This is a genomic window from Novosphingobium terrae, assembly GCF_017163935.1.
GTDB lineage: Bacteria > Pseudomonadota > Alphaproteobacteria > Sphingomonadales > Sphingomonadaceae > Novosphingobium > Novosphingobium terrae.
Genome location: NZ_JABVZR010000001.1, coordinates 734,751 through 754,441, shown reverse-complemented (window position 1 = coordinate 754,441; position 19,691 = coordinate 734,751). Strand labels below are relative to the sequence as shown.

General features: G+C 64.4%; 17 protein-coding genes. 6 read left to right on the top strand and 11 right to left on the bottom strand.

Annotation, left to right across the window (positions count from 1 at the left end):
• Window positions 1–10: 10 nt before the first annotated feature.
• Window positions 11–934 (bottom strand): carbon-nitrogen hydrolase family protein, encoded by a 924-nt coding sequence (locus tag HGK27_RS03520; protein WP_206238782.1) that lies wholly within the window; start codon window positions 932–934, stop codon window positions 11–13.
• Window positions 934–1,524, bottom strand: coding sequence for a GNAT family N-acetyltransferase (locus HGK27_RS03515; RefSeq protein WP_206238781.1), 591 nt, complete (start codon window positions 1,522–1,524; stop codon window positions 934–936). The genes HGK27_RS03520 and HGK27_RS03515 overlap by 1 nt, the downstream gene beginning before the upstream one ends.
• Before the next feature lie 75 nt (window positions 1,525–1,599).
• On the opposite strand from HGK27_RS03515, the gene HGK27_RS03510 reads away from it, so the two are divergent.
• Window positions 1,600–1,779, top strand: coding sequence for a DUF4169 family protein (locus tag HGK27_RS03510; RefSeq protein WP_206238780.1), 180 nt, complete (start codon window positions 1,600–1,602; stop codon window positions 1,777–1,779).
• A complete protein-coding gene (locus tag HGK27_RS03505; protein WP_068091618.1) occupies window positions 1,779–1,994 on the top strand; it encodes a hypothetical protein in 216 nt (71 codons plus the stop codon). Before HGK27_RS03510 ends, HGK27_RS03505 begins: the two co-directional genes overlap by 1 nt.
• Before the next feature lie 187 nt (window positions 1,995–2,181).
• Here HGK27_RS03505 and HGK27_RS03500 read toward each other — a convergent pair whose 3' ends face one another.
• The 8 genes from HGK27_RS03500 to HGK27_RS03465 all read right to left on the bottom strand — a co-directional run bounded on the left by HGK27_RS03500 (window position 2,182) and on the right by HGK27_RS03465 (window position 14,196).
• Window positions 2,182–3,651 carry a helix-turn-helix domain-containing protein gene (locus tag HGK27_RS03500; protein ID WP_206238779.1) on the bottom strand — a complete coding sequence of 490 codons (1,470 nt, stop codon included), beginning with the start codon at window positions 3,649–3,651 and terminating at the stop codon, window positions 2,182–2,184.
• 281 nt (window positions 3,652–3,932) lie between these two features.
• On the bottom strand, window positions 3,933–5,351 hold the full coding sequence (gene uxaC, locus HGK27_RS03495) for a glucuronate isomerase (protein WP_206238778.1): 1,419 nt from the start codon (window positions 5,349–5,351) through the stop codon (window positions 3,933–3,935).
• 27 nt (window positions 5,352–5,378) lie between these two features.
• Window positions 5,379–6,425, bottom strand: a complete 1,047-nt coding sequence (locus tag HGK27_RS03490; protein WP_206238777.1) for an alpha/beta hydrolase — start codon at window positions 6,423–6,425, stop codon at window positions 5,379–5,381.
• A 23-nt stretch (window positions 6,426–6,448) separates the two neighbouring features.
• Window positions 6,449–9,316 carry a TonB-dependent receptor gene (locus HGK27_RS03485; protein ID WP_206238775.1) on the bottom strand — a complete coding sequence of 956 codons (2,868 nt, stop codon included), beginning with the start codon at window positions 9,314–9,316 and terminating at the stop codon, window positions 6,449–6,451.
• A 565-nt stretch (window positions 9,317–9,881) separates the two neighbouring features.
• Window positions 9,882–11,435, bottom strand: coding sequence for a carboxylesterase/lipase family protein (locus tag HGK27_RS03480; protein WP_206238773.1), 1,554 nt, complete (start codon window positions 11,433–11,435; stop codon window positions 9,882–9,884).
• A 3-nt stretch (window positions 11,436–11,438) separates the two neighbouring features.
• The gene (gene kduD / locus HGK27_RS03475) at window positions 11,439–12,209 is read right to left on the bottom strand and encodes a 2-dehydro-3-deoxy-D-gluconate 5-dehydrogenase KduD (RefSeq protein WP_206238771.1); all 771 of its coding nucleotides are present in this window, start codon (window positions 12,207–12,209) and stop codon (window positions 11,439–11,441) included.
• The gene (gene kduI / locus HGK27_RS03470; RefSeq protein ID WP_206238769.1) at window positions 12,206–13,042 is read right to left on the bottom strand and encodes a 5-dehydro-4-deoxy-D-glucuronate isomerase; all 837 of its coding nucleotides are present in this window, start codon (window positions 13,040–13,042) and stop codon (window positions 12,206–12,208) included. Before kduI ends, kduD begins: the two co-directional genes overlap by 4 nt.
• Window positions 13,043–13,176: 134 nt before the next feature.
• Complete coding sequence (locus HGK27_RS03465; RefSeq protein ID WP_206238768.1) at window positions 13,177–14,196, bottom strand: LacI family DNA-binding transcriptional regulator; 1,020 nt, start codon at window positions 14,194–14,196, stop codon at window positions 13,177–13,179.
• Window positions 14,197–14,525: 329 nt separating this feature from the next.
• On the opposite strand from HGK27_RS03465, the gene HGK27_RS03460 reads away from it, so the two are divergent.
• The 4 genes from HGK27_RS03460 to HGK27_RS03445 all read left to right on the top strand — a co-directional run bounded on the left by HGK27_RS03460 (window position 14,526) and on the right by HGK27_RS03445 (window position 18,749).
• Window positions 14,526–15,338: a 2-keto-4-pentenoate hydratase gene (locus HGK27_RS03460; RefSeq protein WP_206238766.1), complete on the top strand. Its 813-nt coding sequence runs from the start codon at window positions 14,526–14,528 to the stop codon at window positions 15,336–15,338.
• Window positions 15,339–15,418: 80 nt separating this feature from the next.
• Window positions 15,419–16,771 (top strand): MFS transporter, encoded by a 1,353-nt coding sequence (locus tag HGK27_RS03455; RefSeq protein ID WP_206238765.1) that lies wholly within the window; start codon window positions 15,419–15,421, stop codon window positions 16,769–16,771.
• Between the two features lie 131 nt (window positions 16,772–16,902).
• Window positions 16,903–18,120: a patatin-like phospholipase family protein gene (locus HGK27_RS03450; protein ID WP_206238763.1), complete on the top strand. Its 1,218-nt coding sequence runs from the start codon at window positions 16,903–16,905 to the stop codon at window positions 18,118–18,120.
• 158 nt (window positions 18,121–18,278) lie between these two features.
• Window positions 18,279–18,749, top strand: a complete 471-nt coding sequence (locus HGK27_RS03445; RefSeq protein ID WP_206238761.1) for a hypothetical protein — start codon at window positions 18,279–18,281, stop codon at window positions 18,747–18,749.
• On the opposite strand, the gene HGK27_RS03440 is transcribed toward HGK27_RS03445, so the two are convergent.
• Entirely contained in the window at window positions 18,746–19,633 is an 888-nt protein-coding gene (locus tag HGK27_RS03440; RefSeq protein ID WP_206238760.1) for a LysR family transcriptional regulator, read from the bottom strand. The genes HGK27_RS03445 and HGK27_RS03440 overlap by 4 nt on opposite strands.
• Between the last annotated feature and the right edge of the window lie 58 nt (window positions 19,634–19,691).

Here is a 19,691-nt window from a genome sequence, read left to right as displayed (position 1 = left end):
ATTTTCCTTCTTACCTTAAATCCACCACTTCCACCTTGGGCAAGGCCACAGCCCCCGGTTGCTTCACCCAATCGCGCGCAGGCAGAACGCCGCCATTCGCCCGCAGAGCCTCCACCCGCGCCAGATCAACCTGCGCGAAAACCCATTGCGAGGCATCCATCGATCCAATGGCGATCACGCCGTCAGGCGGGAATCGCCAGTCGCCGCCCTTGGGACCATCCGGCGGGCCATACAGCCCGGCAGCGCCATGGTTTACATCCAGCGCAGGCGACCACGGCGCCAACCCCACGGTGGGCGATTGGGCGACATACATCTGCCCCTCCAGAGCCCGCGCCTGCGATCCGATCCGCACGCGCCAATAGCCCTGCGGCGTGTCGGTGCAGCTTGGCACCAGCAACAGCTGCGCGCCCGCTTCCACGGCCGCGCGGGCGATCAAGGGGAACTCACTGTCGTAGCATATGGCGATGGCGATGCGGCCCAGCGCGGTCTCGAAGAGATGCAGCGGCGCGTTGACCGCGCTGGCGGGGAAGACGCCCCATTCCTCGGCCTCGAAGCGGGTCATCATCAGCTTATCCTGATGGCCGACCTTACCTTCCGGCGTGAAGAGGCGCGCGCGGTTGAGATAATGGCCCTCGACCAGCACCGGGCCGCTGGCCGCAAGGATGTGCAGGCCGTGGCGCGCGGCCAGATCGGCATGCAGCGCATCCGCCCGTTCCATCAGCCCCGCCACCGTGGCCAGCGAGCCATGGAGATCGCTCTGCGTCGCAGCATCGAGGCTGGCCAGTTCCATCGCGCCATATTCAGGGAACACCGCCAGAGCGGCACCGCCCGCAGCGGCCTGCTCCACCCAGCGCGTCAGCTTGGCTTCATAGGCGGCCCAGTCGGGGAATTGGTCGATGGGATATTGCGCCAGAGCGATGGTGTAAGCCGACATCAGAGCGTCTTGATCCAATATTGCATCGGCTTTTCGCTGGCCTCGGTCTCGCCGTGGTCCTTCCAGGCGAAGTTGGTGATCAGGCCTTCGATGGGCTCGTAACCGCGCTTGCGCCAGAAGGGATCGAGCGGCTGGAAATCGGCAGGGCGTGCGGGATGATCCAACGGGCGGATCACGCCGCAGAAACTCGCCGCCTTGGCGCCGAGGCGCTTGGCCTGCTCCTCGCGATGGTCGAAGAAGGCATGGCCGATGCCGCGCCCGCGATATTCGGGCAGCAGCACGCTTTCACCGAAATAGAATAAGGTGGCCGTGACGATCCCGCGCTCCTCGAAGGCCTGACGGTAGGTCTCCTTCTGCTCCACCATCGGCGAGGCGGTGGCCACGCCCACGATGCGGTCGCCATCATAGGCGCCGATCAGCACGGCTTTCTCCGAAGCGCCGAAATCGCGCAGATAGTCCGATTCCGCGTTCGGATCGCCGTGATAGAGATAGGGCCACTCGGCAAAGACCGCGCAGCGCAGCCGGGCAAGGTCGGGAATGGCAGCGCGCAGGGCATCGCCCGCAAGGGGGTGGATCGCGATCTGGGTCATGCCGCATCCCTAACCCGCGCCAGCGATGATGGCGAGCCCCCTTCCCCTCACTCACACAGAGCCTATAACCGCGCCATGGCCGAAATCATCAATCTGCGCCTGGCCCGCAAGGCCAAGGCCCGCGACACTGCCGAAAAGACCGCCGCAACCAACCGCGCCAAATTCGGCGCCACCAAGGGCGAGCGCCAGATCCGTGCGGCGGAAGAGGCCCGCCTGACGCGCATCGTCGATGGCGCAAAGCTGGAGAAGGACTGATGCGCACCACCAACGACGGCGCCACGGTGCGGCTCTATCACCTCGATGGCGACAGCGAGGGCGGCGCGGCTTCCACCCTGTTCTACGGCCCGCTCTCTCAGGCGCTGATCGTGGCCGACCAGCAGCCGCAGGAGGTGCAGGAAGGCCTGTACCTTGCTACCGACAATGATGTGATCGCCTATCTCGACCTTGTCGGCGAAGATTTCCGCGACTGACGCCCGAGCCCCGCAAAAACAAGCGGGCGGACCGGGGAGGGAATTCGGTCCGCCCGCCAGGGGACGACGTTCAAGGTCATGCGCAAAACGGCCCGGGAATGTGTTGGTACCGCTTGCGAGACTCGGTTTAGACGAGTCGCGGTTGTGTTCCGCCTAAGCGCGCCTAAGGGCTTGCCACAGGGGCCGATCAGCCCTCCGCCAGCCCCAGAGGCGTGGCCGAGCGGCTGGTGTCATCCGGCATGATATCCCGCCCGATCGGCGGCAACGCTCGCGCGACGCAATCGGGCCGATGGCACAGGCGACAGGTAATCCCGATGGGCGTGGCCGGAACGCTGCGCGGATTGAGCCCCTGCGCATAGGCCAGTCGCGGCGCATGGTCCGCCGCGCAAGCCAAAGCCACAGCGCGGATCGCACGGGGCCGGTTGTAGCCGCCTCCGCCCGCCTCCACTGTGCGGGCGATGGAGAAGAAGCGCTGCCCGTCCGGCAGTTCCAGCCATTGCGTCACCACCTGCAAGGGCGTCGCGAAGACCTGATGCACGCTCCACAGCGGGCAGCCGCCGCCGTGCGCGGCAAAGGGGAAACCAGCCCCATCCAGCCGCTTGGAAACATTGCCCGCTCCATCGACGCGGATGAAAAAGAAGGGCACATGAGCGCTGCCGTTCGGGCCGCTCGGCCGGCCCAAGGTGGTGAAACGATGCGCGGTCTGTTCAAAGCTGGTGCCGAAAACGCGAGCCACCGCCTCGATATCATAGGCCCGTTCCTCCACCACACGGGCGAAACGGTCATAAGGCATCAGGATCGCACCCGCCGTATAGCTGGCCAGCGCCCGCTTCACGAGATGCACCGCCGTGCGTGCGGCGCCTTCCTCCTGCTCGTCTCCCATGGCGCGGGCGATCTCGGTGATCTGGGTGCGGCATTCATGCCAGACGATCTGCAGAGCGATCTGGAAGGCGCGGGTGGCCGGATACAGCCCCTCATCCAGCAGCAATTGCCGGTTGTGCCGATCAAACCGCCGGATCGAGCCCATCATCACATAGGGCGGCAGAAACCGCGTGCGAATGCCATGGGTGCGCTGCAGCCAAGCGGCCCCATCACCCTCCCGCGCAATGGCGGCGGCGAGATTTTCCGCACTCGCCTCCAGCGTGGGGAAATGGTTGCGATGCGCCGCCAGAAAGCGCCGCGCCTCGGCCACCGGATCGGGCAGACCCGCGCCCAGCTCCGCCTGACGGTCAGCCAGCGCCGCCTGCTCACGCGTGTAGGCACCATAGAGCCGCAGCAAGGCCTCCGACATGCCGGGGAAGGATGTGGCCAGATCGGCCACTTCCAGCGCGGGCATGTCGATCCCGGCGAAGATCGGGTCGCGCAGCACCTCGGTCAAACGGCGGTTGTAATCGGCGCCATCGTCAGCGGCCAGCTCGGAGATATCGAGCTGATAGGTGCGCGCCAGACGCAGCAGCAGATCGGCGGTGACCGGGCGCTGGTTGCGCTCCATCAGCGCGACGTAAGAGGGCGAAATCTCCAGATCGGCAGCCATGGCCTGCTGAGTCAGCCCCAGCTCGCGGCGCAGGCGCTTGATGCGCGGGCCCATATACAGCGGGCGCGCCGACCGACCGGCAAGCTGGGTGGTGGTCGTTGGGGTTACGGGTGGAAACGTCATGGTTCCGGGAAGCTTAGAAGGTTAGGAAGGGAAATGCGAGGGGGTTACCCCCTCGCGCTCCCAGAACGTCTTCCGACGATGGGGCAGTGGCACCGCATCATAGCGCCCCACCTCTCCACCTGCGCAAGGCGTAGCGCCGCAGGCATCTGTCCCGGAACGATAGTCCTGCGCAGGAGAATATTGCCTGCGGCGCCGCGCCCTTCCTCAAGGCCGAACCTGAGGCGCAACGCCGACAAAACCCGGGAGCGCGAGGGTGTAACACCCTCGCATGTTCTCTTTCTTTAAAGCTTATAGGCCTTCTTCACCAACCCATAGGCCAGTTCGTGAGCCAGTTCGGCAGCCTCCCAATCGGCAACGCGATGCTCGGCCACCAGCTGCGCGAGGAACCCGCAGTCGATCCGCCGTGCCACATCGTGCCGGGCCGGGATCGAGAGGAAGGCCCGCGTGTCATCGTTGAAACCGACGGTGTTGTAGAAGCCCGCCGTCTCGGTGGTTGAGAGGCGGAAGCGGCGCATACCTTCGGGGCTATCGTGGAACCACCATGCCGGGCCCAGCTTCAGGCAGGGATAGTGCCCGGCCAGCGGCGCCAGTTCGCGGGCGTAAGAGGTTTCGTCCAGCGTGAAGAGGATGATCGAGAGGTCAGGCTCATTGCCCATAACATCCAGCAAGGGCTTGAGAGCATGCACATAATCGGTGCGCGTCGGGATATCGGCGCCCTTGTCGCGGCCGAAGCTCTCGAACAGGCGCTGGTTGTGGTTGCGGAAGGAGCCGGGGTGGATCTGCATGACCAGACCGTCTTCAAGGCTCATCTTCGCCATTTCGGTCAACATCTGGGCGCGGAAGAGTTCGGCATCTGCCGCGCTGACATCGCCCTTCACCACACGGGCAAACAGGGCTTCCGCCTCGGCGGTGGAGAGGTTGGCGGTCTGCGCGGTGGGGTGGCCGTGGTCGGTGCTGGTGGCGCCGTGCTGCGCGAAAAAGGCGCGGCGGTTGCGGTGAGCGGCAAGGTAGCCCTGCCATGTCAGCGTATCCTCGCCGGTGAGTTTGCCGAAACGGGCGAGGTTTTCGGCAAAGCCTTCGAACTCGGGATCGATCACCGGGTCGGGGCGATAGGCTGTCACCACCTTGCCGTTCCAGGTGCCCTTGGCGTTATCGGCCATGATCTGGCCGTGCCATTCCAGCGTGTCGAGCGGGCTTTCGGTGGTCGCGATCACCTCGATGTTATAGCGGTTGAACAGGGCGCGGGGGCGGAAGGCCTCGGTCGCCAGCATTTCGGTGATCGTGTCGAAATAGAGATCGCTGGTGGCCTCTTCCAGCATCACGCCCATGCCGAAGACTTCGACAAACACCCAATCCAGCCACATGCGCGATGGCGTGCCGCGAAACAGATGCCAGTTGCGGGCGAGGATGCGCCATGCCTCGCGCGGGTTGTAGGTGGCCTTGGAGGCGCCGATGCCGAGGCTCTCCAGCGCGATGCCCTGTGAATAGAGCATGCGGAAGACATAGTGGTCAGGCCGCAGCAGTAGCTCGGCAGCATCACCGAAGGGCTGGTTCTGCGCGAACCAGCGCGGGTCGGTGTGGCCATGGGGGCTGACGATGGGCAGGCTAGCAACGCTGCCATACAATTCACGCGCGATGGCGCGGACAGCAGGGTCAGAAGGCAGCAGGCGGTCGGGGTGCAGGTCGAGCGGGCGAGGCATGGGACATCCTTGGGGTAACAAAAACATTCAGAGCAGACCGATAGTATGCGCCCAGTTCAGCCACAGCTGAGGCCAGATCGCCACCGGCAGGCCCACCGTGCCGCGCAGGCCGAAACCATGGCCGCCCTTCTCGAACAGATGCGTTTCGACGCGGACACCCTTGGCCTTCAGCGCATCGCGCAGCATCAGCGTGTTGAGCGGATTGACGGTCCTGTCATCCTCGGCATGCAGCAGGAAATGCGGCGGCGGATCGGCGGGCAGGTTTTGCGAGGGCGTATGGGCGTCCTCGAAGGTCTGGCTGGTGTTGGGGCCGAGCAGTTGTTTGCGCGATTGCGAATGCCCCACGGGCAGATGCATCGAGATCACCGGATAGCAGGGCGCCGCGCAGATCGGGCGCGCGGAATGGCGGTCCACATCGTCAATCGGCGCATAGACCTGAGCGCCGAAGCGCGCGGCCAGATCGGCGCAGACATGCCCTCCCGCCGAAAAGCCCATGGCCGCCACGCGGTTGGGTTCGATGCCAAAGGCCGAAGCGTGATAGCGGATCAGCCGCATCGCACGTTGGGCATCGCAGAGCGGCGTATCGGCGCCGCTCGCCCAGTCCCAGCCATGCTCGTCGCCGCCCGGCAAGCGATAGAACAGCACGAAGGCGGTGAAACCGCGCTCGGTCAGCCAGCGGGCCAGCTCATAGCCCTCCTTGTCCACCACCACGCGGACATAGCCGCCGCCCGGCGTGATCAGCACCGCTGCACCATTGGGCTGCCTGGGGCGAAACACCGCCATGCGCGGGCGGCTCTGGCCGGTCATATAGCGGTCGTGAGGCTCGCCCGGCTTCATGCGATCCGGGATCTCTTCGGTCAGCGGGCGCAGCAGGCCGGGCGCCACGCCGCCGGGCCACAGATCGATCACCTCGCTCACGTCAGGCAAGGCCGAGGCAGGGGACGAGGGCGGGAAGGAAGCCCCCTTCCCTCCCGCCGGGAGGCCCGGCCCCGGCGCGTTCAACGCCAGAGCCTGCGCGGGCATGGCCCCCGCCGCCGCGCCCGCCACCAACAGCGTTCGGCGATCGAGTTGCATGCCCTTCCTCCTTCTCGTTTCCGTTACAGCTTGTAGCGCGCACCAAAAACGATGGTGCGGCCGGTATGCTGGCTCTCGTAATTGCGCTGTGCCGTCGCATCGGTCCAGTGGTAGGTGTAGCGATCGAGCAAATTCACCGCATCCACAGAGACTTCCAGCTGCTTGGTCAGCGAATAGCGCAAAGATCCATCGAGGCTGGCATAGGCGCCATATCCCTCGAAGACATTGCCGGTGGCGCTGTTCTGATCGTTGTAGGGCCCGCGATAGGAGTAGCTGATGCGGCCCTGAATTGGCCCCTTCTCGTAATAGAGCGTGGCGTTCCACGTCGTCTTCGACAGGCCGAAGAAGGTGGAGGTGACGGTCGAGGCCGGCAGGGTGATCGTGCCGGTGGAGCTGACCGCCGTGCCCGCCCCGCTGACATTGTAGGTGGCGTTGGAACTGGTCAGCGTGACATTGCCGATCACGCCGAAGTTCTTGAGCATGCCGGGCAGGAAGCGGAACGGCGCCTGAATGCCCAGTTCCACACCCTTCAGCTTGGCGCCCGTGCCATTGCCGATCGAGCTGATCGTCCAGACCTGACCTTCCGGATTCTGCGCGGCGGGCGACCCCGGCGACAGGATCGAGGTCGGCAGGCCCGTCGAGGCGAAGGTGCCCTGCGTGACGGTGCTCGACGGGAAGCTGGCCACATCCTTGTAGAAGAAGGCCACCGAGATCAGCGACTGCGGCGCGAAATACCACTCGACCGCCGCGTCATAGTTGGTGGCGCGATAGGGATCGAGGTTGGGGTTGCCGTAGCTGACCTTGTAGTTGAACGAGTCGACCGAGCCGCCCGGCGTCAGATTGCCCAGCGCGGGGCGCGTCATCACCTTGGCGATGGCGAAGCGGACGATCACATCCTTATGCGGGAACAGGTTGAGGTTGGCCGAGGGCAGCCAGTCATCATAGCTGCGCTGCACCGTCACCACGGTGGTGCCGTTCTGCAGGCCGGTCGAGCTTTGGCCGGTATGGGCATAGCGGATGCCCGCATCCAGCGTGACATCCATGCCCACGGCGCGGGTCTTCCAGTCACCCTGTAGGAAGAAGCCGCTGTCCTCTTCCTTCACCGAGCGGGTGTTGGAGGTGTCGGCCACCAGCGGGCGGTTGTAGAGGTTGGTGAAGGCCGTGGTCGCAGGCAGATTGGCGACGATGAAGCTGCTGGTGGTGCCAGCAGGCTGGCCCGCATTGCCCAGATTGACCGTATCGACCATGCTGGAGGTAACGGGGAAGCCGTTGTTGGTCACCGAGTTGGACGAGCAGGTGATCGTGCCCAGCACCAGATCCTTGCCGGTGGTGGAGGGACAGACCAGCGTGTTGCGGTTGGCGCCCCAGGTGTCGAAACCGAAGAGGCGATAGAAACCGCCCAGCTTCAGCGTCAGCGCATCGGTCGTCTTCCACTCGAAATCGGTCTTGAAGGTGCGGAAGGTGTTGTTGGTGTGCGTGGGCGCATCGCGGATTTCAGCCAGCTGATAGTTCGACGGATCGGTCACCGAACTGCCGAAGCTGATCACCGGATGGGCCATATTGGTGTAATCGTAGGAGAAGCCCTGCGCCGTGCGGTTGTCCAGCATGATGGTGGTGGCCAGCGGCACCGACAGGATCGACTTGGACGCACCCGTCAGCACATCGACTTTCAGGCGGTCGGTCAGATCATGCGTCAGATGGGCATTGACCTGATAGAAGGTGGAATTCTGGATCTGACGGTAATGCTCATTGCGGTTGTAGGCATTGTTGAACGTGCCCGAGACCATGTTGCCATTGCTGTCATAGGTCGGGTTGACGACGCTGATGCCCTTTTCGTTGGAGCGGAACAGCACCTCGGCCCATTCCTCCTGACGCTCCTCGTGATAGCGCGAGAAGAGACCGTCGATCTCCAGATGGGTGGCGTCATCGGGCTGCCACTCGACCGAGCCGGTCAGGCCCAGACGCTTGCGGTCATGGGTGATCACGCCATAGCGCGGGATGCGCGGATGGAAGGACAGCGCCGCCTTGTTGCACGCCGCCGACTGGATGTAGGTGTTGCCCGAGAAGCACTGGGTGGTCACGCCATTGCTGGTGACCGAGGCGAAAGGCGCCTGCGCCCAGCGTGTGGTGTTGTTGCCCAGCTCCAGCGTGTAGCCCTGCGAATAGGCGGCCGAGGCGTTGATGCCGAAGGTGCCGTCCTCATTCTTCCAGTTGAGCAGCCCGGCCAGACGCGGCCCGACATTGCCGGAAAGCGTGTTGTACGATCCCGAGGCAGAGACCAGCCCGGTCAGCCCCGATTTGGCGCCCAGCGGATGGCCGGTGTTGAGATCGACCACCGCGCCCAGCGAGCCTTCGTCCAGATTGGCCTCGGCGGTCTTGTGGACCACCAGCGACTTGAACAGCTCCGAGGCGAAGACGTTGAAATCGAAGGAGCGATCGCGGTTGGGCGCGCCGCCCGATCCTGCCAGCATCGAGGTGGACTGCGCGGGCAGGCCATTCACGCGGGTAACGGTGAACTGACTGCCAAGGCCGCGCACGGTGATCTGGCGCCCCTCGCCACCGTCGCGCGTGATGGCCACGCCGGTGATGCGCTGGAGCGATTCGGCCAGATTCTGGTCCGGGAACTTGGCGATGTCTTCGGCAACGATGGCATCCACCGCGCTGACCGAGGACTTCTTCAGATTGAGCGCCGCCTGAAGCGACTGACGGAAGCCCGTAACGATGATGTCCGAAGGCGCCGCATCATTTTCCGCCGGGGCGGTAGCCGGAGCCTGTTCCGGCGCGGTCTGCGCATGAAGCGCGGGCGATGCCAGCGCCGTGCCCGCGATCAGCGCGAGGCGGATGAAAGAAACTCGCTTGGCGGCCCCCGGCCGCTCGTCTGCCTTATGCATAACCACTCCCCCAATTGCCTTCCAGTGTGCCCGCGTTGCGAGCTGGCCGCCAGAGAATGAGAATGGCACCGGTGTCAAAACCGGATGAAGCCTTAGGCGATCAGACAGCCTTTTGCGGCTGCTCTCACATCGCCATGCATCCATTCCCACCGCTTATGCGGTCCGTCTTATCTTTTTCCCTTTGTCACCCAGGCAGTCGCCCGTTGCGCAAAGGATATTGTGTCCGATTTGGTAACCGGTGTCATAGGTGTTCGCATGAGCCGAGGGTGCTGTCAAGAAGCGTGATGCGGGAATGATGAGGGGTGATGCAGGGGAGGCACAGTTAAAGAGGATTGGAAGAGTTGAAAGCAGGGGGCCCTAGGCCCCCTGCACCCCCGTTACGTCTCCCGACGACATGTCACGCAAGGCTGCAAAGACGCGCCAACGTCCCTGCCCCGCAGGGAAATAAATGCCTCCGGCGGCAGGAAGGTGGCGCAAAGCAGCACCCGAACACCACCTTTGTGCCGGAAGACGTTCCGGGGGTGCAGGGGGTGTAACACCCCCTGCTTATTGCCCTTCAAACTCCTTAAACCCCCGGCTGCACGTAAGGCGCGATGCCCCACATCTCACGCTCCCACCCGCGCGGATCGTTTTCCACGCGCGGGGCCTCGCTGACCAGCAGAGTCGCGCGGTTCGGGAGGCGGTAGGGCTCCCACCCGGCATCGCCTGTTTTCGCCAGCTTGACGAAAGCGCCTTGCAGCAAATCGCGCGTGGCCTGAGCCCCGGCATCAGTGCCGGAATAGCTACGGCCCCATTCGCTGTGCTGCACATCCAGCGTGCCGAAGACATAGGGAATGTCATCGGTATGCCCCGTGCCGCGCAGAGGGTCGATTGGCGAAGGGCGGGTGAGGCAATAGACCCATGTCTTGTCGGCATGCGCGGCGGCGCGCGCATCGGCCTCGATCACCTGCCCCGGCCAGCTGCGACCGGCGGTGGTGGCGGCGTAGAAGACCTGCGTGGGCGTCCAGTCCGGGTGATGGGCGCGGTATTGCGCCACCACATAGAGCGGATCGAGGTCGATCTTGACCTCGGCATTCATGCGGGCGGGCAGGTTCTCCCAGGTGATGCCCTGCCCCTTGGGGCCGTGGGGATCGAGGAAGGTGCGGGTCTCCTGAAGCATATTGCCGAGGATCATCGGGATGCCCAGCGATTGGGGCGCGGCATCGGGCCAGAAGGGATGGCGCGGCAGGTTGGTCATATCCAGCACCGGGCCGAAATAGGCCGAGCCGCCCATGATTGGATCGCGCGCATGCAGGCCCGCCACAAGGCGGTCGAGCGGCATCTGGCGCAGGCCTTCCACATCGCCGGGGGCCAGTTTCAGCTCGGCCATAAAGGCTTTGGTGCGCTGCCATGCGTGGTCGGGGCCGCTGGCCTGCACCTGCTGGCCGCTCATGGTGGCGGCGCTGTGGAACAGGCCCTTGGCAGCAGGCATGGCCATCAGCGTGGCGATCTTGGCCCCGCCGCCCGACTGGCCGAAGACCATCACGCGCGAGGGATCACCGCCGAAACGGGCGATGTTGGCCCTCACCCATTGCAGCGCCGCGATCAGGTCGAGCTGGCCCAGATTGCCACTGTCAGCATAGCGCGCGCCAAAGGGCTGCAGCCACAGATAGCCCAGCGCATTGAGCCGGTGGTTGACGGTGACCACCACCACATCGCCCTGCTCGGCCAGCGTGCCGCCGCGAGTCAGGGGATCGGTGACGCTGCCATTGTTGTAGGCGCCGCCATGGAAATAGACCATCACCGCGCGCTTGGCGGCGGGGTTGGTTTCGGGCGTCCAGATGTTGAGGTAAAGGCAATCCTCGGCCTGAGCCTCACCGGCCAGCCCGGTTTGCGGGGCGATGGGGGCGAAGTCGGCCTTGCCGAAATAGGGCTGCTCGATGGTGGTGGCGATGACGGGCCGCTCGAAGCGGGCGGCGCTGGCATAGCGGATGCCGGGGAAGGCCCAGACGGCGCCTTCGCGTTTGCCCTTGGCGGGCTGCTTGAGGGCGTTTGCGCCATGCAGCAGGCCGGGAGCCGCCAGAGCGGCAGCTCCCAGAACCTTGGTCATGGCGCGGCGGGTGAGGTTTCCGCCACTCATGGTTTAACGTGCCAGCCAGCCGCCATCGACGGCAAGGATATGGCCCTGAATGTAATCGGCGGCACCGCTGGAGAGGAACACCGCCGCCCCGCCCATATCCGCCGGGCTGCCCCAGCGGTTTTCGGGGATGCGCTCAAGGATCTGGCGGTTGCGGGTTTCATCCGACTGCAGCGCCGCCGTGTTGTTAGTGGCGATATAGCCCGGCGCGATGGCGTTGACGTTCACACCCTTGCTCGCCCATTCGCAGGCCAGCAGCTTGGTCAGCCCCGCCACGCCCGATTTGGATGCTGTGTAGCTGGGCACGCGAATGCCACCCTGAAACGACAGCATCGAGGCGATGTTGACGATCTTGCCCCGCTGGCCGGTTGCCTCATGGTTCGCGATCATATGGCGACCGGCGGCCTGCGACAGAAAGAACACCGATTTGAGATTGGTGTCGACCACCGCATCCCAGTCTTCCTCGGTGAAATCGACAGCATCGGCGCGGCGGATGATCCCGGCATTGTTGACCAGAATATGCAGCCCACCCAGCTTTTCGAGCACCTGCGCCACCACATCGCCCACCGGGGCGATGGACGACAGATCGGCCTGGACCAGCTCGCATTTGCGGCCCAGCGCACGCACCTTTTCGGCGGTTTCCTCCGCCGGCGTGCGGCCCACGGCGGCAACATCGGCCCCCGCTGCGGCCAGCGCCACAGCAATCCCCTGACCGATGCCCGTATTGGCACCGGTCACCACGGCCACGCGGCCCGTCAGATCGAACATAGCGCTCACTTCAGCTGGCAGATGTCGAGGACCTTCATATCGGTATAGTCGAGGTTTTCCCCGCCCATCGCCCAGATGAAGGCATACTTCTTGGTGCCGCTGCCCATATGGATCGACCAGGGCGGGCTGATCACCGCCTCTTCATTGGCGATGACGATGTGGCGCATATCCTCGGGCTCGCCCATATAGTGGAAGATGCGGTCGTTCTCTTCGGGCAGGTCGAAGTAGAGGTAGATCTCGCTGCGGCGATCATGCAGGTGCGGGGGCATGGTGTTCCACACGCTGCCCTCTTCCAGCACGGTAAGGCCGAGCAGCAGCTGGGCGCTCTCGCAGACGCCGGGGATCACCAGCTGATAGATGGTGCGCTGGTTCGAATTGGCGAGGTCGCCGCGCGCCAGCGGATTGGCCTGATCCAGCGTGATATGCTTGATCGGCAGCGTTTTATGCGCGGGAACGCTGGCGATGTAGAAGCGCGCGCCCTCACCCTCAAAGATCACCTCTTTGCTGCCCATGGGCACATAGAGGCATTCCTTGTTGCCCATCTCGAAACGCTGGCCATCGACAGTGATCGCGCCGGCCGTGCCGATGTTGACGATGCCCGCCTCGCGACGTTCCAGGAAGGGATGGCCGGCAGCGCTGGCCGGCACGGTCTGGTCAGGCAGCTTGATGGGTGTGGCGCCGGGCACCGCGCCGCCGATCACGAAACGCTCATTGTGCGAATAGTTGAGCGTCACCTCGCCATCCACAAACATGCCGCCCACCAGATAGCGGTCACGCAGATCGTCGTTGGAGACGCCCTCCATCATATCGGGATGGGTGGCGTGATAGGTCTTGGCAAACATGTGTCTCTCCCTGCCCGCAGGCGTGTGGCCGCCAATCTGCGCGCTCTTTCCTGCGGCAGGTCTAGCGAGGTTTGGTAACCGGTGTCAACACTCTGACGCGCGATCAGAATATGTCCACCATATGCACCATGAGATCACATTTTGAAAGGGGCAACGGACTCGCGGTGGATCGTTTCGGACTCGAAAAAGGCCACTTCCTTGGCCGCACGATCCGGATAAATCAGCTTGATAGCCGCCGAATAGGCCATCGCCTTGATCGGCCAGCGCACCGTGGTGAGCGGCGGCCACATATGCGCCGCGATCGGCGTATCGTCGAAACCGATCAGCGAAACATCGTCGGGAACCGTCAGCCCGGCATGATGCGCGGCATGGACAACGCCCGCCGCCATCTCGTCATTGCTGGAGAAGATCGCGCTGGGCCGCACATCGCGGGAAAACAGCACGCGCCCGGCCTCCAGCCCTGTTTCGAAGGTGTAATTCCCCCCCGCCATCAGCGCGGGATCGACGGGAATGCCATGGGCGGAGAGCGCATCGCGATAGCCCTGCTCACGCTCATAAGCCGAGCGGAAGCCCTGAGGCCCCGCCACAAAGCCGATTCGCCGGTGCCCCTGAGCGATCAGGTGATTCACCGCCGCCGCCACCGCCTGCCGGTCATTCGATTCGACCAGATGGCTTTCATCGTCGAGTCGCGCCGAGCCCATCCGCACATAATTGCAACCCAGCTCGCGGCACATCGCTGGCAAGGCATCCATTTCCGACATGGGCGGCATGATCAGCACGCCAAACAGGCGCTGCTGCTGGATGAAGAAGCGGATGTCCTCAAGCAGGGTCGGGCTGCGGCGGTCGATCGAGCGCAGCACCAGCGCGAACTCGCTGTCGCGAATCGCCTCCAGCATACCCTGCTGCACGGTCAGCACCGTCTGGGCATTGGGGTTGTCATGCACGAGGCCGATCAGGAAATTGCGCCGCAAGGCCAGAGCGCGCGCCTGAGGATTGGGCACATAACCCAATTCGGCGATCACCTTCTCCACCTTCTCACGCGTGGCATCGTTGAGCAGGGGCGAGCGGTTGATCACCCGGCTGACCGTCTTTTTCGAGACGCCGGCCTTCTCCGCCACATCGTTGATCGTCGCTTTCGCCTCGTGCTTTTGCACACAACCTCCTGAGCGGCAGCCTCATCATGCGGCCGAAACCCCAGCCTTGCCCGCAGGAAAGGGCGCTGGCAACCGGATTGACACCGGACAACCTCAAGATCCTTCCCTTTACCGCCAATCTGACACCGGTTACCGATATCCCGTCAAACCTCCTTTCCCGCTTTACATCGCCCTATTGGCGCCTGCCTTCCCAGCCGGTCCACCTGCGAAATCAGCCTTTCATCAGCGGACAGGACAAAAATTCGCGAGATGATTGTCAATGACACCGGTTTCCAGTAACCCTATCCTCAAGACGACGTCACACAAGATAGTGGGGAAGGTTGGGAAGAGTGTCCGTAGAGATCGACAGGCTTGAGATCGACAAAGTGGCCAGCGCCTTTGTGCAGGCGCGCCGGGATGCCACAGGGCTGGCCACCTATCCCGGCACCAAGCCGCAGGACATGGCCGAGGCCTATGCCATCCAGAATCGCGCCCTCGCCCTTGAGGATCGCACGGTTGTCGGCTGGAAGGTGGGCCGCGTGCCCCCGCCCCATGTCGAGCGACTGGGCACGGACCGGCTGGCAGGGCCGATCTTCGCCGATACGGTGATCTGGGCCGCCCCCGGCGCCGCGCCCGAGATGCCTGTCTTTGCCGAGGGCTTCGCCGCGGTGGAGGCCGAATTCATGGCCCATGTCGCGCCGGGCTTCACCGGAGCCGTGCCCGCCGATGACGCCGGAACGCTGGCCATCCTCGATGATCTGCGCATCGGCATCGAGATCGCCTCCTCCCCCTATCCCGGCATCAACGAGGATGGGCCCACGGTCACCGTCTCGGATTTCGGCAACAACCATGGGCTGATTCTCGGCGCCGTGCTGGAAGGCTGGCGCACACTCGATCTGCGCAGCCTGCCCCTCTCGACCGCCATCAATGGCGAGATCGTGGGCGAGGCCACCGCCGCCGCCATGCTCGACGGGCCGCTGGGCGCGGTGCGTTTCCTGCTCGCCAATCTGATCGAGCGCGGGATCGACACCTCCAAGGGCCTCTGGGTCTCGACCGGAGCAGTGACCGGCGTCCACGCCATCGCCGTGGGGCAGAGCGCGACGGCCAGCTTCGGGCCCTATGGTCAGGTGTCATGCCGGATCGTGGCCGCAAAGGCCCGCTGATCAGCAAAGACAGCACCGGCGATCCGCATTAGGGTCGCCGCGATCAAGAGCCCGCAAAGGGCCATGATGGAGAGAGATCGATGAACAGCGCCACCTCAGACCCGCAATCCGTGTTGAAAACGGCCAGCGCCGACGCTTCGGCTCCGCTGGCCGCCGCGCGCCCGGATACGGCGGAAGGGCTTTCGGCCAAGGCAGGGCGCTATCGCTGGGTGGTCTGCGGGCTGCTGTTTGCGGCCACCGCCGTCAATTACATCGATCGCCAGATGATCGGCGTGCTGAAACCCACGCTGCAAAGCGAACTCGGCTGGGACGAGAACGCCTATTCCAACATCATCTTCTGGTTCCAGATGGCCTATGCGCTGGGCTATCTGAGCTTCGGGCGCGTCGTCGACAAGCTGGGCGCCCGCATGGGCTACGCCATCGCCATCGTGATCTGGACCATCGGCCATATGGCGCATGGTTTCGCCAGCGGCGTCGCCTCTTTCGCCGCCGCGCGCTTCGGGCTGGGCATTGGCGAATCCGGCAACTTCCCCGCCGGCATCCGCGCCGTGGCCGACTGGTTCCCCCAGCGCGAGCGGGCCCTCGCCATCGGCATCTTCAACGCGGGCGCCAATGTCGGCGCGATCATCACCCCGCTGCTGGTGCCCGCGCTGGTGCTGTGGTTCGGCTGGCGCACGGCCTTCTTCGTCACCGGCATCTTTGGCGTGGCCTGGCTGGCGGCGTGGTGGGCGCTTTATCGCCACCCTTCGGTCCATCCCCATGTCACACAGGGCGAGCTGGACTGGATCCGTCAGGACAAGGCCGACACCAGCGTAAAGATCGGCTGGGGCCCGCTGCTCTCCAAGCGTGAGACATGGTGCTATGCCATCGCCAAATTCCTGATCGACCCGATCTGGTGGTTCTTCCTCTTCTGGCTGCCGGGCTATCTGTTCGACCGCTATCACCTCGATCTCAAAAGCTTCGGCCTGCCGCTGGCGGCGATCTACATCATCTCCGACCTGGGCAGCGTGGCAGGCGGCTGGATGTCCTCCACCATGATCCGGCGCGGCTACAGCGTGAATGCCGCGCGCAAGCTGACGATGCTGGTCTGCGCCATCTGCGTCGCCCCGATCTGGTTCGCCCAGAGCATCGAGAGCGTGTGGGGCGCCGTGCTGGTGATCGGCCTTGCCACCGCCGCGCATCAGGCCTTTTCCGCCAATGTCTACACCCTGCCCTCGGACCTCTTCCCCCGCGCGGCAGTGGGCAGCGTGGTGGGCATCGGCGGCACCATCGGCGCACTGGGCGGCATGGGCATGGCCAAATTCACCGGCTATGTGCTGGACGCCACCCACAGCTACGAGGTGCTGTTCGCCATCTGCGCCAGCGCCTATGTACTGGCCCTGCTGGCGGTGCATCTGCTCAGCCCGCGTCTGGAACCGGCGCGGCTGGATTAAGACTGAAACGTCACATTTGTTCCCGCTTTATCGCTTGCAATCAGGCGTATCGCGATTGCGCCGGGCGCGCTTGCATCGGCGGTTTCTTCGGATAGTGTGGGGCCACCCCCCAAGCTCTCGAAGGAGCCGCCATGTCATCTTCGCCCAAGCTGCGTCCATGGAAAGCCCCCTCCACTCATAACCGCGGTGACAATGGCACGCCCTTCAGCTGCGTCGCCCTGCTGTTTCAGGGCGGAGGCGCCCTGGGAGCCTATCAGGCGGGCGTTTATGAAGCGCTGGCCGAGCGCGAGATCGAGCCCAACTGGATCGCGGGCATCTCCATCGGCGCGATCAACAGCGCGATCATCGCCGGCAATCCGCGCGGCAGCCGCGTGGGCAAGCTCCGGCAGTTCTGGGAGGGCGTCAGCGCCCATAGCGCCAGCTGGGCCGAATGGCTGCCGCATCTGGCGCGCGATGCCACGGTGCGCGGCGCCATCAACCAGATCGCGGCGGGCCATGTGCTGGTCGGCGGCGTGCCGGGCTTCTTCACACCGCGCATGCTGCCCCCCGGCCTCTACCCCAGCGGCAGCGCGGGCGCGACCAGCTGGTATGACACCACCCCGCTCAAGGCCACGCTGGAGTCGCTCGTCGATTTTGACCGCATCAATGCGCGCGAAACCCGTTTCAGCGTCGGCGCGGTCAACATCCGCACCGGCAATTTCGCCTATTTCGACAATGCCACCGACAAGATCCGGCCCGAGCATATCATGGCCAGCGGCGCCCTGCCCCCCGGCTTCCCGCCCGTGGAGGTCGATGGCGAGCATTACTGGGATGGCGGCCTGGTCTCCAACACGCCGCTAGACTGGGTGCTGTCGTCGCGTTCGGAGCTGGATACGCTGGTGTTTCAGGTCGATCTGTGGAGCGCGCGCGGGCCGCTCCCCTCGGATCTGCAAAGCGTGGCGGTGCGCGCCAAGGAGATCCAGTTCTCCAGCCGCACCCGCACCGCCACCGACACCTTCCGCGAACGCCAGTTGCTGCGAGCCGCCTTCCGCAAGCTGGCCGCGCAAGTGCCACCCGAATTGCTGGAAACGCCCGAAGCCAAGACGCTGATCGAGGCGACCGATCCAGCGCTCTTCAACATCGTCCAGCTGGTCTACAGATCGCAGACCTATGAGGGCGAGTCGAAGGATTACGAATTCTCGCGCCAGACCATGGAAGACCACTGGACCGCCGGTTACGAGGATGCCCAGCACACGCTGACTCATCCCGAAGTGCTGCGCCTGCCGCATGATCCATCCGGTGTGGCGGTCTATGATTTCACGGGGGCCGAGCATGAAACGCATCGGCATGCCAAGCGTCGGGGGAAGTAAGGGGTTTAGGTTTTAGCCTCCGGCGGGCAAAGGGCCATCGCCCTTTGCAATCCCTTTAATGTCTACGTTTTGCCACCACTCATCGTCGGAAGCAGGACGCGATGTCTAAGCTATCTTAAGCCGCTACGCGGAAGGAATAGAAAGGATAGCATCGCGCCATGGATGATCAGCGTTACGAACTTTCTCTTTTCGCCGATTACTTCCAATTCTACATCTGCGATGAGGAGCGCAAGACCGACACCGGGACAATCTGGGATCAGCTGACCACGGATCGCATGCTCGCTGCGGGGCCCGATCTGGTCGCAGTGGGCACGGCGCGCAATATGACCGTCCCGGTCACCCTCGAAATTCTGCACGAACAGCCATCTGCCGATGTTGCAGCATGGGATCAGGTGATTGAATGCCCGCTTATCGTGACAAGCGGCACAATTTTAGCGCTCGGCTGTACGGACAGCATGGAAGACAGTCAGCACTTTGCCGTGCCGCCGGGCGATTATGCCGTCCGCGTCAGCTATGCCAACCTCGACGATCATTCCGAGGATGGGCTGGATGGCAACGACCACTACCGCGTCCAGCTGTGGCCGGGGCATGTCGAGCAGATCCATGTCATCAAGCGGCGACCGGACTAGGCGGGAAGCGCCAACCCCAGAAAATGCCGCACCAGCACTGTACGACTGCCGCGCAAGCTGGCCAGCGCCAGCCTTGTGCGGGCCTTCACATCGCCAATCGCACGATAGCTGACCCCCTCCAGCGCCAATTGCCGCATCGACACCGGCACCACCGACACACCCTGCCCCGCTGCCACCAGTGACAGCACCGAGGACAATTGCGGCGCTGCCTGCCCCAGCTGCGGGGTAAAACCGGCCAGCTCGCAAGCCTCCAGCGCGGCATCGAACCAGGCGGTGCCGACGGGGCGGGGCGTCAGGATAAAGGGATCGTCGCGCAGATCGGCCAGCACCAGCGGCGCGTCTGGGTCCTCAGGCAGGGACGGATGGCCCACAGGCACGGCGGCGATCATCTCCTCATCAGGAAACAGGCTGAGATGCAGATCCGCCTCGGTGGGAGAGGGTCGCAGAAAGGCCAGATCGAGGCTGCCGTCGCGCACCCCCTGACCCAGCGCCGTACTGTTGCGCTCCAGCAGCGTGAGTTCCACCTGCGGGCGTGAGCGCTGAAAGGCCCGGATCGCGGCGGGAACGATGGGGTTCAGCGCCGCCGCACCGGTAAAACCGATGCGCAGCGCCCCGGTCTCGCCGCGCCCTGCCCGCTGGGCCTGCCTCACCGCCCCCGCCACCTGATCGGGCAGAGCGGAAACGCCGTCCAGAAAGGCGCGCCCCGCTTCGGTCAGTTCCGCACCATGGGGCACGCGGTGGAACAGGCGGGTGCCGATCTCCTCCTCCAGATCACGAATCTGCTGGCTGAGCGGCGGCTGGCCGATGCCCATGCGCGCGGCGGCGCGGGTAAAATTGCCCTCCTCGGCCACGGCGAGGAAATAGCGGATATGGCGCAGTTCCATCAGGCGATCCTCTCGCCATCATCATATATAAAACAGATCACAATCGCCAGTGCCATAG

What these genes read in the sequence shown, in the direction of transcription:
- HGK27_RS03520 (WP_206238782.1), bottom strand. Translation starts at nt 934, where the DNA reads ATGTCGGCTTACACCATCGCTCTGGCGCAATATCCCATCGACCAATTC.
- HGK27_RS03515 (WP_206238781.1), bottom strand. Translation starts at nt 1,524, where the DNA reads ATGACCCAGATCGCGATCCACCCCCTTGCGGGCGATGCCCTGCGCGCT.
- HGK27_RS03510 (WP_206238780.1), top strand. Translation starts at nt 1,600, where the DNA reads ATGGCCGAAATCATCAATCTGCGCCTGGCCCGCAAGGCCAAGGCCCGC.
- HGK27_RS03505 (WP_068091618.1), top strand. Translation starts at nt 1,779, where the DNA reads ATGCGCACCACCAACGACGGCGCCACGGTGCGGCTCTATCACCTCGAT.
- HGK27_RS03500 (WP_206238779.1), bottom strand. Translation starts at nt 3,651, where the DNA reads ATGACGTTTCCACCCGTAACCCCAACGACCACCACCCAGCTTGCCGGT.
- uxaC (WP_206238778.1), bottom strand. Translation starts at nt 5,351, where the DNA reads ATGCCTCGCCCGCTCGACCTGCACCCCGACCGCCTGCTGCCTTCTGAC.
- HGK27_RS03490 (WP_206238777.1), bottom strand. Translation starts at nt 6,425, where the DNA reads ATGCAACTCGATCGCCGAACGCTGTTGGTGGCGGGCGCGGCGGCGGGG.
- HGK27_RS03485 (WP_206238775.1), bottom strand. Translation starts at nt 9,316, where the DNA reads ATGCATAAGGCAGACGAGCGGCCGGGGGCCGCCAAGCGAGTTTCTTTC.
- HGK27_RS03480 (WP_206238773.1), bottom strand. Translation starts at nt 11,435, where the DNA reads ATGAGTGGCGGAAACCTCACCCGCCGCGCCATGACCAAGGTTCTGGGA.
- kduI (WP_206238769.1), bottom strand. Translation starts at nt 13,042, where the DNA reads ATGTTTGCCAAGACCTATCACGCCACCCATCCCGATATGATGGAGGGC.
- HGK27_RS03455 (WP_206238765.1), top strand. Translation starts at nt 15,419, where the DNA reads ATGAACAGCGCCACCTCAGACCCGCAATCCGTGTTGAAAACGGCCAGC.
- HGK27_RS03450 (WP_206238763.1), top strand. Translation starts at nt 16,903, where the DNA reads ATGTCATCTTCGCCCAAGCTGCGTCCATGGAAAGCCCCCTCCACTCAT.
- HGK27_RS03445 (WP_206238761.1), top strand. Translation starts at nt 18,279, where the DNA reads ATGGATGATCAGCGTTACGAACTTTCTCTTTTCGCCGATTACTTCCAA.
- HGK27_RS03440 (WP_206238760.1), bottom strand. Translation starts at nt 19,633, where the DNA reads ATGGAACTGCGCCATATCCGCTATTTCCTCGCCGTGGCCGAGGAGGGC.